A 15,596-nucleotide genomic window follows, 5' to 3' on the forward strand; every position below is an offset into this window, starting at 1 on the left:
GGCTATACCTTTGCCATAAGAATGCCGCCGAAATGTAATGGGGACGACACGCCGGCAGGGCCCGCCGCGATCCGGTCTTCAGCGATGGAACCTGCGTTCCATGAAGCGCTGGACCTGGTCGCGGTGGACGGCGGACCAGGCTTGGACCCGGACTGCCCACCACGGGGCGACGTCGCGGGGTTTGGCGGTGACGGCGTGTGTGACGAGGTCGGAGGCTTCGTCGACGGTCAGGCCGGGCATCCGGCCGAAGTCGGTGGGGGCGCTCATTCTGGTGTGCACCAGTGGCATGTAGACCGAGGTGGTGGTGACGTGGTCACCGGCGATTTCGGCGGCGACGCTGCGCAGCCAGACGTCGAAGGCCGCCTTCGAGGCACCGTAGGCCGACCAGCGCGGACTCGGCGGCATGAGCACACCCCAGGTGGAGACGTTCACGATGTGCCCCTGCCCGCGTGCGCGCATATCGGGCAGGAGAGTCAGCAGCAGCCGCACCGGGCCGAGATAGTTGATGTCGATGGTGCGGGTGAAATCGTGGAAGCGGTCGTAGGACTCGGCAATGGGACGTCGAATCGACTTGCCCGCGTTGCTGACCACCACATCGATGTGCCCGTACTCGGCCAGTAGCGTCCGGCCGAGCCGGTCGACGGCATCGGTGTCGGTCAGGTCGGCCGGGTAGGCGTGGGCTACGCCGCCGGCGGCCGTGATGTCGGCGGCCAGTCGTTCCAATTCGGTCCGGGAACGCGCCACCAGCAGCACCACCGCGCCCGCCGCGGCCAGCTTCCGCGCGCTGGCCTTGCCGATACCGTGCGAGGCCCCGGTCACCAGCACCATCTTGCCGGCGACGGCCTCCCGTAAGGACTCCGTAGTGGGCCGGAATGTCGGGTACAGCAGCCGGATCGCCACTCGCTCGGCGAGCGACCGCCGACGGTGTGCGACCGGAGTCTCGTCCACAGCTCTCGACTGTATCGCTGGACTATTCCACTACCCGCCGGAACGAATGATCTGTTCGATATTGCGCTCGGCCAGCGCGCTGATCGTCAATGCGGGGTTCACCGTTCCGGTGCTCCCGGGCACCGCCGCCCCGTCCATGACATAGAGGTTTCGGTAACCACGCACCCGGCCGTACGCGTCCGTCGCACGTCCGATCACTGCGCCGCCCAGCGGATGGGCGGTGAACGACGCGTCCGCATCCAGGCCCGAGAGAGTGAAAACCTGACCGTTACCGATCATGGTGTCGTTGACCTCGCGCGCTCGCGCGAGATAACCGGCGGCGCCGCCGGTTGGCCACAGCAGGTGCACGCGCCCGTCGGCCGGATCGCAGACGAACCGGCCGCGAGTGTCGTCGAGCACGATGCCCAGCGATCCGAGCAGGCCGATATCGAAAGGCGTCGTGCCGGGGATGAACCAGTTCTCCAGCGTCACGGGTGCGCCCGACTCGTCCAGAATCCGGCTCGCTGACGGCGCACCCTGCGTGCCCATATCGAGCACGGTGAGCGGCCGGGCCAGGGCGACGTCGCCGTTGCTGCCCCAGCCCTGGCCGATGTACTCGTTCAGGTTCGGCAGCGCGCCGGTCGCCTGCGCGCGCACCAGCAGCTCGGAGGTGCCGAGGGAGCCCGCGGCCAGGAACAGCCTGTCGCAGGTCAGCGTCCGGGTGCGGAGCACCGCGCCGGTCGGGGCGAGTTTGGTCACGGCGACGGCATAGCGACCCGGCGCTCCCGGCTCCTCGGCGATGGCGTCCACGCGATGGCCCGGATAGATCCGAGCGCGGCCGGTGTCCTCGGCACCGCGCAGGTAGTTCTGGTTCAGATCGAACTTCGCCCCGTTGGAATTGCCGAGGTCCGAACAGCCCACCGTCGCCGACGCCTTCGATCGCCCGGCCAGCTCGTCGCGGATGACGTCCCATTTCCAGATGCCGTCGATGGGCTGCGGCGTATATCCGGCCGCGCGGACCTGTTCGTCCCAGGCGCGGGAGTGCGTGAACGCGGAGGAGTTGTAGATGTCGTCCGGTATCGGGCTGAGCCGCAACATCTTTCGGACCCTGGGGTAGTAGATGTCATGCATCTCGCGATAGTCGACCACGCCGCGGAATACGTGATCGAAGAACCGTTGCTCGGGCTCGATCATCACCCCGGTGAACACGACCGAGCCACCGCCGACACACGCGGCGCGCCACACGTCGATGCCCGGGTAGCTGCAGACATCGAGGACCCCGCCGAACGGATCGAAAGCAAGCGGGATCCTGTTCACCCCGGTGAAGGTGGTGCGATGCCAGAAGCCGCGGCCATCCGGAACCGTGTCGACGGTGAAGATATTGCGCCACGGATCATTCGGCCAGCGCGATCCCCGCTCGAGCACTGCGACGTCCATCCCGGACTGCGCCAGGCGCAGCGCGGTGACCGACGCCCCGAACCCTGATCCGACGACGATCGCCGGTACATGATCGGCGGGATCCGGCAGGGGTTGGAAGATTTCCGGCAGCAGCGTGCGATATTCCGGCGTCTTCGGGCTCTGGTCGACATCGTCGGCCCGTGCGACAGATGTGGCCGCGCCGACGCCGGCAAAGCCCAGCGTCGCCGCAGCCACGCCGACGCCCTGTATGAAACTGCGCCTGTCCATGGTGGGCCCCTCGCCTGATCCGAACGTCACTCCGTCACCCTCGGGTAGCTGCGATAGGCCATAGCGAATCACTATCATAGGGAGCGGGTCAGGGGTGAGAGGTGACGATGTTGACTCGCACATGGACTCGATGGCTGCTCATGCACGGCTTCCTGCGGACCTACCTCCGGTGGTCGGCACGTCGAGGTGAGCCGCTGGGGAATCTCGCCCTCTCCCCGGACAGCTTGCTCGGCTCATCGCCGCATATCGAGGAGATCCGGCGGCAGGGCCGGATTCCCCGGATGTCGGGGGTGTACATCACCGCGGATTACGAAATCTGCCGGCTCGTCCTCCGAGACCGGCGCTTCGGCGTGGTCTCGCCCAATCATCCAGCCCTGCCGAAGCCGATCCGCTGGATGCTGGCCAAGACGGATCCGGGACTTCCCAACCTCGGCGAACCGCCCTCGATGCTGGTGACCGATCCGCCGGATCACACCCGGTACCGGCGCATGGTCGGGCAGGCATTCGGCCCGAAGGCGATCGCGACGTTGGAGGAGCGAGTTGCCGAAGTGGCCGATGACCTGATCGACCGCCTGGATTCGAATCCTCGACCCGATCTGATCAGCGATTTTTCCGCGCAGATGCCGGTCACGATCATCGCCGAAATTCTCGGGCTGCCGCAGGACATGCATTCGACCCTGCTGAAATGGGGAGACTCGGGTGCGCCGCTGCTCGAACGAGGCCTGGACTGGACCACCTATCGCGACGCCGTCAAAGACCTGGCCGAAATCAAACAGTACTTCGACCAGCACCTCGATCGGCTCACCGCCGAGCCGCGCGATGACGTGCTCAGCATGCTGGTGGCGAATGACGAACTCACCCGCCGCGAGCAGATGGCCAATGCGGCCCTGCTCCTGGATGCCGGATTCTTGACGACGGTGAACATGCTCGGCAACGGAATCGCCTTGCTGACAAGCCATCCGGACCAGCTGGAACTGCTGGCCGCAAGGCCGGAGCTGTGGCCGAACGCGGTCGAGGAAATCCTGCGCTACGACGGTCCCGTGCGGATGACCGGCCGGGTCGCGAACTGTGACGTCGATATCGATCATCAGCACATCAGATCGGGATCCCTGGTCCTGCTGTCATTGGCCGGAGCCAACCACGATCCCACGGTCTTCCCCGACCCCGAGCAATTCGATGTGACCAGGGACAACGCCGCGGAGCATCTCGCGTTCAGCAGCGGGATACACGGCTGTCTGGGAGCCCGGCTCGCGCGGCTGGAAGGCGCCATCGCGCTGCGAGCCCTTTTCGAGCGGTACCCGGATCTGCGCCTGGACGGTCCACCGATCCCGCATCCCCTGCGAAACCTGCACGCCTACCGCTCCATGCCCGCCAAGGTATCTGCCGACTGACAGGGCCCCCTCCAGCGGGAATGTGACCACGGGGGGGTGAAGGTGGTCTCCACCTTTGGTGGCTATTCGGCGCAACCGCCGACCCGGAAGATTCTTTTCCAGGTAGTGCGACAAATGCCAGCAAATCTGTCGCACCTGGTACACGAATCACATCCCGGGAGTTCACGAATGCAGTCCACCTTCGTCGCGCATATTCGCGAGCAGGCCGCGACCTATGGCGATACGCGGCGCTACACGTATCTGCGCGAGCAGGGCCGCGAATTGATCGAGCAGCCTGCGAGCTATCGCGAACTCGACCGCGATGCCCGGGCGATGGCGGTCTGGCTGTCACAACGCCCGGAGGCCGACCGGCCGGTGCTGCTGCTGTATCCCCCCGGGCTCGAATTCCTGCGGGCCTTCCTCGGCTGCCTGTATGCGGGCGTGATCGCTGTACCGGCCCCGGTTCCGCACGATGCGCGCAGCATGCAGCGGGTGGCGGGGATGTTCACGGATACCGGGACCGGTTTGGTGCTGACGACCGGTGAGTTCCGGGATCCGCTCGCCGCCTGGGCCCGAGAGGCGGGCGTGCAGGTGTCGGTCGCCGCGACCGATACCGCCGATCTGGGTGACCCGGATGCCTGGGCGATGCCCGAGATCGATTCCGGCACAGTCGCATTCCTGCAGTACACCTCCGGCTCCACCAGTGCGCCCAGGGGTGTGGTGGTCACCCACCGCAATCTCGTGCACAACGCGGCCGCCACCAGCACGGCCCTCGGCGCCACCGATCTCGACACCACGGTCGGATGGCTGCCGCACTTCCACGACATGGGATTGATCGGCATGCTGCTGCAGCCGATCTACCACGGCGCGAACTTGGTGTTCATGTCACCGATGACGTTCCTCAAGCGACCGGTGAGCCTGCTCGAGGCCATCCACCGCTACCGCGCCCGCGCCACTGTCGCGCCGAACTTCGCCTACGACCTGCTCGCCCGGCGCGTGAGCGACGCGCAGCTGGCGGAGCTGGACCTGTCATCGCTGCGGGGCGCGCTCGTCGGTGCCGAACCGATCCGGCCGAGGACCCTCGAGGCGGTGATCGAGCGGCTGGGCCCGGCCGGATTCGCCGCCGACATCTTCGCCCCCGGCTACGGCATGGCCGAGGCGACGCTGATCGGGTCCATCAGCCCGCCCGGGCGCCCGCTCGAGCATCTGACCGTCGATCCAGCTCAGCTCGAAGCCCACCGGCTGGTACCGGCCGAGCACGGAATCCGCCTGGTCGGTAACGGGCCGGCGGTAGCGGGAATGGAGATCCGGATCGTGGATCCGCACACGCTGCAGGCGCTGCCCGATGGTCGGGTCGGCGAGATCTGGATCGCCGGAGACAGTGTGGCACAGGGCTATTGGAACCGACCGGAAGAAACACGCGAGAAGTTCGGTGCGCGCATCGCCGGGCAGGGACCATACCTGCGCACCGGCGACCTCGGCGCGATCCATCACGGCGAAGTCTTCGTGACCGGCCGGCTGAAGGATCTGATCATCGTCAACGGCCGCAATCTGTACCCCCATGACATCGAGGAAGCCGTCCGCGCGGAGCACCCGGCACTCGCCGACTCACTGGGAGTCGCACTGGCCGTGGAAACCGGCCGGCAGGAGCGGTTGCTGCTGATCCAGGGCGTGCGGACCACGGCATTGGGCGAATCGACCCCCGCCGAACTGGCAACCCGCATCCGCGCCACCGTGGCCGCGGCGTTCGACCTGCCGGCGCCGAATGTGGTGCTGGTGGAGCACCGCAGCGTGCACCGCACGACCAGCGGCAAGGTGCAGCGCGGCTCCATGCGAGCGGCCTTCTTCGACAACACCATCGACTCGGTGCTGCACGAACAGATCGAACCGTCCGTCCAACGGCTGCGCACCCGCGCCCTGGCCACCCTCGGCTGATCCGACAGCCGAAACCACAAGGGGATCACCACGATGCACACGCACACGGCTGCCGGTGCGGCAGCGCCGATCATCGAGTGGCTCGTCGAGCGGGTCGCCGGCTATCTGGACCAGCCCGCCCACAGCGTCGACACCATGCTGCCGCTGGCCGAGCTCGGCCTGGACTCCGTGTCCGCGGTGAGCCTGTGCGGCGAGGTCGAGGACGAGTGGGATCTCGAGCTCGACGCCACCGTCGTGTTCGACTATCCGACGATCGCCGAACTGGCCGGGTTCATCGCGAACGAGGCTGTCCTGCACCGTGAGTCGGCGGCATGAGCGGTCAAGTCTTGGAGGCGCCGCTCCGCCTCCCCGCGCTTGCGCAGCGTAACCACGCAGAGCCGACGCGCATGCCCGATCGACACAGCATGACCGATATCGCGATCGTCGGCCTCGACTGCCGATTCCCGCAGGCACCGAATGCCGAAGCATTGTGGGCGTTGCTGATGGCCGGCGCCGATGCCGTCACCGAGGTGCCCGAGCAGCGCTGGCGGGCAGGCGAATTCCACGATCCGGCGGGCGGACCGGGATCGGTCAACAACGTCAGTGGCGGATTCCTTTGCGATGCCGACGCATTCGACCACGAGTTCTTCGGTATCGCACCGCGTGAGGCGCAGGCGATGGATCCGCAGCAGCGGCTGCTGCTGCAGGCTGCCTGGCGGGCGTTCGAGGACGCCACCCTCGACCCCCGCCGCCAGTCCGGGTCGAATACCGGTGTCTTCGTCGGCGTCATGGCCAATGAGTGGGCGACCGTGCACCTGCGCGACTACGCGCGCATCACGCCCCAAATGGGTTCGGGTAACGGCTATTTCATGACCGCGAATCGGATCTCCTATCAGCTGGACCTGAAGGGCCCGAGTCTGGCCGTCGATACCGCCTGCTCGTCCTCGCTGGTCGCGGTGCACCAGGCGTGTGTCGCACTGTCGGCAGGGGAATGCGATCAGGCTCTCGCCGCCGGGGTGAACATCACCGTCACGCCCACGCTCAATGTCTTCTACACCCAGGCCGGCCTGTCGGCCCCGGACGGGCGGTGCAAGCCGTTCAGCGGCAAGGCCGACGGCATCGGCCGCGGCGAGGGCGTCGCGGTGGTGGTGCTGCGGCGGCTCGCCGATGCCCTGGCCGAGGGTCTGCCGATCCACGCGGTGATCAAGGGCAGTGCGGTGAACAACGACGGGCGCAGCAACGGCATCACCGCGCCCAACCGCTGGGCACAGCAGCAGGTGATCGCCGAGGCGTACCGGCGCGCCGGCGTGTCCGCGGAGCAGGTCGCCTTCGTCGAGGCGCACGGCACGGGAACGGTTCTCGGCGACATGATCGAGGCCAAGGCGCTGGGCGCGGTGCACGCGGTCGAGCGGCCGCAGCCGTGCGCGATCGGGTCGATCAAGGGCAACCTCGGCCACACCGAGGGCGCGGCCGGCATCGCGGGCCTGATCAAGGTGGCGCTCAGCCTGCGCCACCGCGTCGTCCCGCCCACCAGGTTCGCCGCCGACGAGAATCCGCGGCTGCGGCTGGCCGCCCACGGGCTGCGACTGCTGCACGAGCCGATGCCGTTGCCGGACGGCCCGATTCACGGCGCCGTCAGCAGCTTCGGTATGGGCGGGACCAATGCGCACATGCTGCTGGCCGACGCTCCCGCGACCAGCGTTCCGGCGGCGACCGGCGGCGGCGGCGTGCTCACCGTCTCCTCGAACGACCGGGATGGTCTGCGGCGCAACGCCGCCCGGCTCGCCGAGCACATCGACCACGATCCCGCCGCCCTGAATCGGCTGTGCTGGTCGAGCAATCTCGTGAAGTCCTCCGGCCGGCATCGGCTGGCGTTCGCGGTCGGCGACCGGACGGAGGCGGTGTCGGCGCTGCGGGCGTTCGCCTCGGGCACGGGGCCCGATTCGGGTGTCGCGCAGCCGTTGTCGATCGGCTGGCTGTTCACCGGCCAGGGCTCGCAGTATCCCGGGATGTCGCGCGCGCTGTACGAGCGCAGTCATGCCTACCGGCGGGCGCTCGCGGAGGTGGACGCGCAGCTGGCACCGCACCTGCACCGTTCGGTGACCGAACTGCTGCTCGGCGGAAGCGAACTCGTGCACCGGACCGAGTTCGCGCAGCCGGCGATCTTCGCGATCGAGTACGCGCTGGCCCGGGTGCTCACCGACCTCGGCGTCGAGCCGGCCTGGCTGCTCGGCCACAGCGTCGGCGAATACGCGGCCGCCGCGGTCGCCGGAGTCTTCGGCCTGGACGACGCGTGCCGGCTGGTCTGCGCCCGCGGCCGGCTCATGCAGCAGCTGCCCGACGGTGGAACGATGCTCGCGGTCCGCGGCACGAGCTCCGAGCTCGCCGAGTTGATCGCCGCCGAGCCCCATGTCGCGGTGGCCGCGGTGAACGGTCCACGGGAGCTGGTGCTGTCCGGCGCCGCCGATGGCGTCGGACGGATCGGTGCGGTGCTCACCGACCTCGGGATCACCGCGCGCCCGCTCACCGTCTCGCACGGATTCCACTCGCCGCTGATGCAGCCGATGCTCGACGCCTTCGCCGAGGTGGCCAGCGAATGCCACTACCGCCGGCCCGAAATCCCGATCTATTCGAGCGTGCGCGGACGCCTGCTCGACGCCGGCGAGCCGATGGACGCCGCCTACTGGGTGGAACACGTCGAGGCCACGGTGCGGTTCGCCGATGCCGCGGCGGCCGCGCTGCGGGCCGAGCCCACCCACCTCGTGGAAGTGGGTCCCCGGCGCACGCTGGCCCCGATGGTCGGCCGTGCCCACGCCGAGCTCGACCTGCCGATCCAGGTGCCCTGTCCCGGGCCGGATGCGACCGGTCACGAGCTCGACTCGACGGTCGCGGCGCTGTATCGCGACGGCCTGAACCCGGACTGGGACGTCCTCTACGAGCCCGCCGCCCGGGTGCGGCACCGCATCGGCGGCTACGAGTTCGCCACCACCCACCGCTTCTGGACGCAGGTGGATGCCCCCGCGCCCAGCACCGAAACACCCACGCCGACAACACGACACACGACGGGCACCACCATGGATCAACTGATCGAGCTCTTCCGGGAGCAGGCCGCCGTCCTCGCGGCCGCGGCCCGGAACACTTCGGCCACACCGGAAACGCGAATGCAGCCCACCCCGGTGGAGCAGGGTACGGCCATCTCGGCTGCCGTCCGCGCCGAAGTCGCTCGGATCAGCGGATTTCCGGCAGACAAGGTGAGCATCATCCAAACCCTCAGCGGCGACCTGGGATTCGACTCGATCATGATCGCCGACCTGTTCGGCGGCCTCGCCAGGAAGTTCCCAGGACTGGTCGTCGAGCCGAATTGGTACACCCCCGCAACGACTCTCGGCGATGTGGCCGCACTCGTCGCGCGTCACCGCGGGGAGCACGTCGTACCCGAACCCGTCGCCGAACCACGACCGGCCGTCGAACCCCAGCATCGCATCGCGGATTTCCCCGAGGTCAAGGCGATCTCGGAGCGCATCGCGCTGGCCGAGTCCCTGGGCATGTCCAACCCCTACTTCCTCGTCAACGACGGAATCACCCGGGACACGTCGGTGATCGAAGGCCACGAGGTGCTGAACTTCTCCAGCTACAACTACCTCGGCCTGTCGGGACATCCCGCTGTCGTGTCGGCGGTCCAGGATGCGGTCGCGCGGTACGGCAGCTCGTGCTCGGCCAGCCGGCTGCTCTCCGGCGAGAAACCGATTCATGCCGAACTCGAGCGGGAACTCGCCGCCCTGCTGGGCACCGAGGATGCGCTCGCGATGGTCAGCGGGCACGCCACCAATGTGACGGTGATCGGGCACATCGTCGGGGAGGGCGACCTGATCGTGCACGACAGCCTGGCGCACGACAGTATTCTGCAGGGCTGCAAGCTCTCCGGCGCCACCCGGCGGCCGTTCCCGCACAACGACCACGAGGCGCTCGACCGCCTGCTCACCGAGATTCGGCATCAATACCGGCGAGCGCTCATCGTCATCGAGGGCGTGTACAGCCAGGACGGTGACATCCCGGATCTGCCCGCGCTCGTCGCGGTGAAGAAGAAGCACCGCGCGCAGCTCATGATCGACGAGGCGCACAGCATCGGGGTGCTCGGCGCGACCGGCGCCGGCATCGGCGAGCATTTCGGCGTCGACCGTGCCGATGTGGAGCTGTGGTCGGGCACCATGTCCAAGGCGCTCGCCGGGTGCGGTGGGTACGTGGCGGGCAGCGCCGAGCTCATCCGGTTCCTTAAATACACCACGCCCGGATTCATCTACAGCGTCGGCATCACCCCGCCCAATGCGGCGGCATCGCTGGCGGCGCTCCGGCAGCTGCGGTCCCAGCCCGCGCTGCTCGAGCAGCTGCGGACCCGGTCGGAGCTGTTCCTGAAACTGGCCAGGAGGGCCGGCATCGACACCGGCGACAGCTTCGCCACGCCCGTGATCCCGTGCATCGTCGGTGATTCGATGAAGACGCTGGCACTGTCGAATGCGTTGCTGCGGCGCGGAATCAACGTCAATCCGATCCTGTATCCGGCCGTGCCCGAGAACCTGGCCCGGCTGCGGTTCTTCGTCACGGTGTGCCACACCGAAGAGCAGATCCGGCACACCGTACGCGTGCTGGCCGAGGAATTGGCCGCCTTGCCATGACCCGGTATCTGATTCGGCCCGCCGACGAGCAGGGCCTGAGGTTGTTCTGCTTCCACCACGCCGGCGGCGGCGCCTCGCTGTTTCACGGATGGCAGCGCGCGCTGCACCCGCACGCGACGGTCTGGCCGGTGCTGCTGCCCGGCCGCGAGCGCCGCGCCGGAGAGGCCCGCTTCACCGATATCGAGGCACTGCTCGCGGCGCTCGACGATCAGCTGGACGAGTTCCTCACCGAACCGCACCTGTTCTTCGGGCACAGCATGGGCGCTCTGATCGCCTACCGGTTGGCCTGCCGCCGCCAGCACAGTGGGCGAACCGGTCCCCGGGCGCTGCTGCTGTCCGGGTATGCCGCTCCCCCGCTGCCGATGGCGTTCCCGCTGACCGACACCCTCGACGACGCGGCATTGATCCGGCTGCTCACCGACCTCGGCGGGCTGCCCGCAGAACTGCTCGAATTTCCCGCGCTACTGGGCGATCTGGTCGCGACGACCCGTGACGACCTGCGTCTATGCGCAAGCGACTCCCAGGCCGCCGAGCCACCGTTGCCCTGCCCGATCCACGTCTTCGGTGGCGACGCTGATCCGCTGGCCGGCGAACTCGACCTGGCCGCCTGGGCAGAGTGCACCACCGGATCCCACGAGGTGCGGATCCTTCCGGGCGATCACTTCTACCTCACCGAACACAAGGAACTTCTGTTCCGGCACCTACGGCAGCTGCTGCGCCGGTACACCCGATCCGAAGCGAGCCTGCCATGTTGAGACGCCTTGCCACCGCCACCGTCGCACACCCCCGGCTGGTCCTCGCCCTCACCACCGTCGTACTCGTGCTCGCGGGCCTGATGGGAGCCGGGGTGTCCCAGCATTTGAAGGTCGGCGGATTCGACGATCCGCACTCGGAGTCCGCCCAGGTCCAGGACGTCCTCGACACCCGGTTCGGCGGCTCCCCCGATCTGATCCTGCAGGTGACCGCGCGCGACGGCGATGTCGGCAGCCCCGAAGTGGCAACGGCCGCACAGCGATTGACGCAGAAGATCGCCGCAGAACCGGACGTGGCGGTGGTGGGCTCGTACTGGTCCACCGGCACGCCGGAGCTGCGCAGCGCGGACGGCCGGTCCGGATTGGTGTTGCTGCACCCGAACGGCAGCCCGGAAGCGGCGGCCCAGATCACCAAGCGGGTCGTCGACGACCTGCCCGCCGACGACCCGGCGATCGAGGTGCGGGCCGGCGGCAAGCTCGGCCTGACCAACGACATCGAGGGCCGGGTGCACCGCGATCTCGTCGTCTCCGAATCGATCGCACTGCCCGCGACCCTGCTCCTGCTGATCGTGGTGTTCGGCGGCGTGATGGCCGCGCTGCTGCCGCTGACGGTGGGCGTCGTCTCGATCGTGTCCACCACCGGGGTGCTCTTCTGGCTGGCCCATGTCACCGAGGTGTCGGTATATGCGCTCACCGTCGCCACCGCCTTCGGGCTCGGGCTCGCAATCGATTTCGGGCTGCTGACGGTGTCGAGATTCCGCGAGGAGCGACAACGCGGTCACGAGCCGGAACAGGCTGTCGTGGAGGCTGTCACGACAGCCGGACGCACGATCCTGTTCAGCGCGGCCACCGTCACCGTCGCCATGGCCGGAATGCTGGTGTTTCCCACGTCTTTCCTACGGTCGGTCGGTATCGCCGCGATCGTGGTGGTGCTGCTGGCCGCGCTGGCCGCGGTCGTCGTCCTGCCAGCCCTGATGAGCCTGCTCGGATCCCGCGTCGATGCCCTGGCATTGCGCCGCCGCCGGGATCGGCTGGCGCAGCCGTCACGATTCTGGCGGCGCACCGCGATGGCCGTCACGCGCCGGCCGCTGCGGGCGGCGCTGGGAGTCATGGCGCTGCTGCTGCTGATGGGAATCCCGTTCGCGCACGCGCAGTTCGCGACATCGGACGAGCGGGCGCTGCCGGCCGACTCGGCTGCCCGCCAGGTCACGACCTCGATCCGGGACGACTACCCGGCGGAGGTGTCCAACGCCGTCACCGTGCTGTCCGATCGCGACCCGCAAGCGCTGGAACCGCTCGCCCGGCAGGTCTCGACCATGCCCGGCGTCCGCCACGTCGACGGCGCCTTCGGGCGGTACGAGGGTGGCGTGCTGGTGACCGCACCCGGGCCGACTGCCGCCCGATTCGTCTCGGGGACAACCGGATTCGTGGAGGTTCAGCCGTCGACGACCGTCCAGAGCGCGGCTTCGCAGGCTTTGGTGCGCGCGATTCGCGCACTACCGGGGGACCATTCGGTGGGCGGGCCGACGGCGTCGCTGATCGACAGCCGCGCCGCGATCACCGGCCGGCTGGCGCCGGCGCTGGCGATCATGGCGGGAGCGACACTGGTGCTGCTGTTCCTGTTCACCGGGAGCATCGTGGTGCCCATCAAGGCGCTGGTGCTGAACATCTTCATGCTCTCGGCCGTGCTGGGCGCCCTGGTCTGGGTGTTCCAGGACGGTCACCTGGCCGGGCTGCTCGGTTTCACCCCGGCACCGCTCAATATCGCGATGGTGGTGCTGCTGTGCTGCATCGCATTCAGCCTCTCGGTGGACTACGAGATCTTTCTGCTCGGCCGCATCAAGGAGGCCCACGACGCCGGCGCGGACACCACCGCGGCCACCATCGAGGGCCTGGGCCGCGTCGGCCGCATCGTCAGCAGCGCGGCGGCCCTGCTCACCGTGACACTGCTGTCCTTCGCGACCGGCCTGTCGTTCATGCAGATGTTCGGCATCGGCACCGCACTGGCCGTCCTCGTCGACGCCACCTTGATCCGCGGCGTGCTGGTCCCGGCCTTCATGCGGATCGCCGGCGACCTGAACTGGTGGGCGCCAGGACCATTGCGCCGGCTGCACGCCCGCATCGGGTGCAAGGAATCGTCGACGGTCCCCAGCCCGCGGGTACGGACACCGATGGTCGCCGAAGTGATCTCCATCGACAGGCCGTCGAGCGCCGGTACGGCGACAGGTTCGATGGCGGGACAACTCGCGGGCTGATGCCCTCGATCACCCATGGTTGGTTCGTCGAGCACCACCGGGCGGCGCGACAACTCGTCGATCACGGCCGGACATCTTGCCGCGCAACCGAATCCGACACGCGACGAACGAATCACAGCGACATGAGACACCGTCTGGCTGCTGAGCCCGCTGCTGCAAGGAAGTTCGATAGTCAGAGATCGTCCGGATCGTGGTGCGCCGCGCGTCGGGGCACCGCGAATAATCCCGCGAAGACGGCGGCGAGAATTCCTACGCCCCACCACAGCGTGCTTCCGAACGTGCGGGAGAAGTTCTCGGCGTTGGCCTTTTTGCCTGCATCGCTGAGGATTTCGGCGACCCGATCGGGCTTTCCAGGCTGGGTGGACGGACCCTGGATCGCCTGGCAGCTCGGAGGGGTCTCGGCGGGGTTGGTGCCGGCCGATCTGTCCTGCACGCATGCCCGGAAGCCGGAGAGGATCTGCGTCTGCGCTTGTGTGTTCAGGCCGGCCGCGGTGAATTCGGTGCGGACCTGGGGTGCGACCACGTCGACGCCGCGGCCGGAACCACTGTCGAGCTGGGCGAAGAAGACCACCCCGGCGAGTGCGACCCCGAGTGCGATGCCGAGCTGCTGAGCGGTGTTCAGCAGGCCGGACGCCGAACCGGCATCGTCCTTGGGGACCTCGGCCAGGACGAAATCGATGGTCGGCGAGACGACCAGGCCGAAGCCGAGACCCGAAATGGCCAGCGGCGCAATCATTTCCCACGAGGTGATCGCGGGACCATAGTGCCACGCGGCCCACACGTAGCCGGCGAAGCCCGTCGCATTGAGCAGTGCCCCCGCCATCAGCACTCGCCGGCCGTACCGGGGTACGAGCATCTCCACGGAGATGCCTGCCGCCGCCGCAGCGCCGACAGCGAACACGCCGAAGGTCAGACCGGCCCGCAGCGGCGACCAGCCGAGGCCGACCTGCATGTAGAGCGTCCAGACGAGGAAGAAGCCACCGAGCGCGATCCAGAAGATCAGCCAGAGCACACTGCCGATCGAGAACGACCGCCGCCGGAACAATCCGAGCACGATCAGCGGTGAACCGATCGTCCGGGTTCGCCGGTTCTCGTGGACGACAAGGACCGCGAGCATCGCGACCGCGCCCGCCATCATGACGAAAGTCCAGGCCGGCCAGCCGAATCGGCGTCCTTCCGTGAGCGGGTACACAAGCATCGCGATCGCGGCCGTGGCGAGGGTGGCGCCGACGAGGTCGAGCTTCGGAGCGGTCGCGGACCTCGATTCGCGCACCACGAACAGGGCCGCCACGACGGCCGCGATACCGACCGGGACGTTGACCAGAAAGATCGGCCGCCACTGGAGGTCGAACACATTCCAGTCGACGAGCACACCACCGACGGTCGGCCCGACCACTGCCGCCGATCCGACCACGGCACCGAAGATGCCCAGCACACGGCCGCGCTCTTCGCGCGGGAATGTGACGTGGATGATCGCGAGGATCTGCGGCACCATCAGCCCCGCGCTTCCGCCCTGGAGAAACCGCGAGACGATGAGCATGCCGGGGCTGACGGCGATGCCGCACAGCGCCGACGCGATGGTGAACCCTGCAACGCCCGTCAGGAACACCCGGCGGCGGCCGTAGATATCGCCGAGCCTGCCACCGGTAATGAGGACTGCCGCAAAAGCCAGCACGTATCCCGCGACGATCCATTCGAGCTGCGCATACTGCGCCCCGAGGTCACGCTGGATGCTCGGCACCGCGACATTGACGATGGTGGAATCCAGCAGATCGATGAACCCCGCGACGAGGACCACGGCGAGCGCGATCCAACGTCGGCGTTCCGGCGGCGTGCTGGGTGCGGAGTGGTCGCGATCGGGTGAATCCGCATCGTCACGGTTGTGTTGTATGGCGGCACGCCTGCCGTCCGGTCGGGCTTGCGGCATCGCCACGTGGGTTATTTCCGTACCGTGGCGAGACTCATCAGGGACGGGTCGAAATGCCCCACCGGCCCCTTCCCCGCGGGCACGGCACGCCC

The 15,596-nt window shown here is 68.2% G+C and carries 9 protein-coding genes; 6 read left to right on the forward strand and 3 right to left on the reverse strand.

All coding sequences use genetic code 11. From position 1 onward, the window contains the following. Positions 1-78: 78 nt before the first annotated feature. Positions 79-948, reverse strand: a complete 870-nt coding sequence (locus ACWEQQ_RS41755) for an SDR family NAD(P)-dependent oxidoreductase (RefSeq protein WP_452352124.1) — start codon at positions 946-948, stop codon at positions 79-81. 30 nt (positions 949-978) lie between these two features. Next, positions 979-2,613 carry a GMC oxidoreductase gene (locus ACWEQQ_RS41760; protein ID WP_452345546.1) on the reverse strand — a complete coding sequence of 545 codons (1,635 nt, stop codon included), beginning with the start codon at positions 2,611-2,613 and terminating at the stop codon, positions 979-981. Positions 2,614-2,720: 107 nt separating this feature from the next. Between ACWEQQ_RS41760 and ACWEQQ_RS41765 the strand changes: the two genes are divergently transcribed. The 6 genes from ACWEQQ_RS41765 (at position 2,721) to ACWEQQ_RS41790 (ending at position 13,577) form a co-directional block, all read left to right on the forward strand. Then, entirely contained in the window at positions 2,721-4,004 is a 1,284-nt protein-coding gene (locus tag ACWEQQ_RS41765; protein ID WP_452345547.1) for a cytochrome P450, read from the forward strand. Between the two features lie 168 nt (positions 4,005-4,172). Continuing rightward, entirely contained in the window at positions 4,173-5,918 is a 1,746-nt protein-coding gene (locus tag ACWEQQ_RS41770; protein WP_452352125.1) for a fatty acyl-AMP ligase, read from the forward strand. Positions 5,919-5,951: 33 nt separating this feature from the next. Then, on the forward strand, positions 5,952-6,233 hold the full coding sequence (locus ACWEQQ_RS41775; protein WP_452345549.1) for an acyl carrier protein: 282 nt from the start codon (positions 5,952-5,954) through the stop codon (positions 6,231-6,233). Between the two features lie 89 nt (positions 6,234-6,322). Continuing rightward, a complete protein-coding gene (locus ACWEQQ_RS41780) occupies positions 6,323-10,570 on the forward strand; it encodes a type I polyketide synthase (RefSeq protein ID WP_452352126.1) in 4,248 nt (1,415 codons plus the stop codon). Beyond that, positions 10,567-11,325, forward strand: coding sequence for a thioesterase II family protein (locus ACWEQQ_RS41785; protein ID WP_452352127.1), 759 nt, complete (start codon positions 10,567-10,569; stop codon positions 11,323-11,325). Before ACWEQQ_RS41780 ends, ACWEQQ_RS41785 begins: the two co-directional genes overlap by 4 nt. Next, positions 11,319-13,577 carry an MMPL family transporter gene (locus ACWEQQ_RS41790; protein ID WP_452352128.1) on the forward strand — a complete coding sequence of 753 codons (2,259 nt, stop codon included), beginning with the start codon at positions 11,319-11,321 and terminating at the stop codon, positions 13,575-13,577. The genes ACWEQQ_RS41785 and ACWEQQ_RS41790 overlap by 7 nt, the downstream gene beginning before the upstream one ends. Before the next feature lie 172 nt (positions 13,578-13,749). Here ACWEQQ_RS41790 and ACWEQQ_RS41795 read toward each other — a convergent pair whose 3' ends face one another. Beyond that, positions 13,750-15,504 (reverse strand): MFS transporter, encoded by a 1,755-nt coding sequence (locus tag ACWEQQ_RS41795; RefSeq protein WP_452352129.1) that lies wholly within the window; start codon positions 15,502-15,504, stop codon positions 13,750-13,752. Positions 15,505-15,596: the final 92 nt, after the last annotated feature.

Source organism: Nocardia sp. NPDC004123 (genome assembly GCF_053603795.1).

Bases quoted from the DNA above. Each gene is read 5' to 3' on its own strand.
- ACWEQQ_RS41765 (WP_452345547.1), top strand. From the start codon at position 2,721: ATGTTGACTCGCACATGGACTCGATGGCTGCTCATGCACGGCTTCCTG.
- ACWEQQ_RS41770 (WP_452352125.1), top strand. From the start codon at position 4,173: ATGCAGTCCACCTTCGTCGCGCATATTCGCGAGCAGGCCGCGACCTAT.
- ACWEQQ_RS41785 (WP_452352127.1), top strand. From the start codon at position 10,567: ATGACCCGGTATCTGATTCGGCCCGCCGACGAGCAGGGCCTGAGGTTG.
- ACWEQQ_RS41780 (WP_452352126.1), top strand. From the start codon at position 6,323: ATGACCGATATCGCGATCGTCGGCCTCGACTGCCGATTCCCGCAGGCA.
- ACWEQQ_RS41760 (WP_452345546.1), bottom strand. From the start codon at position 2,613: ATGGACAGGCGCAGTTTCATACAGGGCGTCGGCGTGGCTGCGGCGACG.
- ACWEQQ_RS41775 (WP_452345549.1), top strand. From the start codon at position 5,952: ATGCACACGCACACGGCTGCCGGTGCGGCAGCGCCGATCATCGAGTGG.
- ACWEQQ_RS41790 (WP_452352128.1), top strand. From the start codon at position 11,319: ATGTTGAGACGCCTTGCCACCGCCACCGTCGCACACCCCCGGCTGGTC.
- ACWEQQ_RS41795 (WP_452352129.1), bottom strand. From the start codon at position 15,504: ATGCCGCAAGCCCGACCGGACGGCAGGCGTGCCGCCATACAACACAAC.